Genomic DNA, 2,165 nt, shown 5'->3' on the forward strand with positions numbered 1-2,165 from the left:
CGTCGAGGAGCCCGCCGCCGAGGAGGAGCCGGCCGAGCCGACGCGCCGCCGCCGGCGTGGGCGCCGCGAGCTGGAGGAGCCGGTCGAGCTCGTCGAGGTCGAGGCGGAGCCGACCGACGAGGCCGAGGAGGCCGCCGAGGAGGACGAGGACGAGGACGAGTCCGCGGCTGCCCGCCGCCGGCGCCGGCGGGGTCGCCGGGGCCGTGGCCGGGGCAAGGGCGGCGCGGACGACGTCGACGACGAGGAGTCCGAGGAGGCCGCGCAGGCCGAGGCGGAGGAGGCCGAGGCCGAGGCCGAGGAGGACGAGGAGGCCGAGGGGGGCGACGGGCTGACCCGCCGCCGTCGGCGTCGGCGTCGCCGGGGCGCCGGTGACGTGGAGGGCGCCGCCGACGACGGCGTGCCCACGGTCGTCAAGATCCGCGAGCCGCGCAAGACCGTCGACGAGGTGCAGGGGGTCTCCGGCTCGACCCGGCTGGAGGCCAAGCGCCAGCGCCGCCGGGACGGCCGCGAACAGCGCCGGACCCGGCCGCCGATCCTCAGCGAGTCCGAGTTCCTGGCCCGCCGGGAGGCGGTCGACCGGGTGATGGCGGTCCGCCAGCGCGGCGACCGTACCCAGATCGCCGTCCTGGAGGACGGCGTGCTGGTCGAGCACTACGTCACCCGGAACTCCTCCGGCACCATGGCCGGCAACGTCTACCTCGGTAAGGTGCAGAACGTCCTGCCCAGCATGGAGGCGGCCTTCGTCGACGTCGGGCGCGGCCGCAACGCCGTCCTGTACGCCGGTGAGGTCAACTGGGACACCAGCGGCCTGGAGGGGCGGGCCCGCTCGATCGAGCAGGCGCTGCGCTCCGGCGACTCGGTGCTGGTGCAGGTCACCAAGGACCCGATCGGGCACAAGGGCGCACGGCTGACCAGCCACATCGCGCTCTCCGGCCGGCACCTGGTCTACGTGCCGAACGGCAACGCCTCGGGGATCAGCCGGAAGCTGCCGGACAACGAGCGCAAGCGGCTGCGGGACGTGCTGAAGAAGCTGGTCCCCGACGGCGCGGGCGTGATCGTCCGGACCGCCGCCGAGGGCGCCAGCGAGGACGAGCTGGCCCGCGACGTCAAGCGGCTCCAGGCGCAGTGGGAGGACATCCAGGCCAAGGCCGCCGAGGGCGGTGCGCCGGTGCTGCTCTACGAGGAGCCGGACCTGGTCATCCGGGTGGTCCGCGACCTGTTCAACGAGGACTTCCGCGAGCTGGTGATCGAGGGCGACGAGTCGTACGGCATGGTCGAGTCGTACCTGTCGCAGGTCTCGCCGGACCTGGTCGACCGGGTGCGCCGGTACGTCGGCACCGCCGACGTCTTCTCCGAGTACCGGATCGACGAGCAGATCCTCAAGGGCTTGGACCGCAAGGTCTTCCTTCCCTCCGGCGGTCACCTGGTGATCGACCGGACCGAGGCGATGACCGTGGTCGACGTCAACACCGGCAAGTACACCGGCGCCGGCGGCAACCTGGAGGAGACGGTCACCCGGAACAACCTGGAGGCCGCCGAGGAGATCGTCCGTCAGCTCCGGCTGCGGGACATCGGCGGCATCGTGGTGATCGACTTCATCGACATGGTGCTGGAGTCCAACCGGGAACTGGTGCTGCGCCGGCTGACCGAGTGCCTGGGGCGCGACCGCACCAAGCACCAGGTCACCGAGATCACCTCGCTCGGCCTGGTGCAGATGACCCGAAAGCGGATCGGCGCGGGCCTGCTGGAGGCGTTCAGCGAGACCTGCGACTGCTGCAAGGGCCGGGGCGTGATCATCCACACCGAGCCGGTGTCGGAGAAGCCGCGCCCCGCCGGCGGCGCGGGTGAGAGGGTCAAGGCGGTCGCCTCGGCCGTGACCACCCCGGCGGCGGAGCAGGGGACCGCCTCCTCCAAGCGGCGGGCGCGCAAGAGCGCGCCGGCCGAGCGGACGGTGGCCGAGGTCGCCGAGACCGAGGCCGCCCCCGGTGCCGAGGCCGAGGCGGAGTACCACGACACCATGGGCTACGACCTGTCCCGGTACGAGGCGGAGACCACCGCCGCCGGCGCGGTCGCCGACAGCCAGACGGGCGAGTCGGCCCGGCTGGCCGCGGCGGACGACCCGGACGCGGTCGGCGACGGTGACGCCGACGAGGCCGAGGGCGGCA

The 2,165-nt window shown here is 73.6% G+C and carries 1 protein-coding gene; it reads left to right on the top strand.

All coding sequences use genetic code 11. From position 1 onward, the window contains the following. Positions 1-2,165: Rne/Rng family ribonuclease (locus tag NCC78_RS31095; protein ID WP_250798996.1), on the top strand; the 2,165-nt coding region annotated here is incomplete at both ends.

The sequence above is a fragment of the Micromonospora phytophila genome, from assembly GCF_023656545.1.
GTDB lineage: Bacteria > Actinomycetota > Actinomycetes > Mycobacteriales > Micromonosporaceae > Micromonospora > Micromonospora phytophila.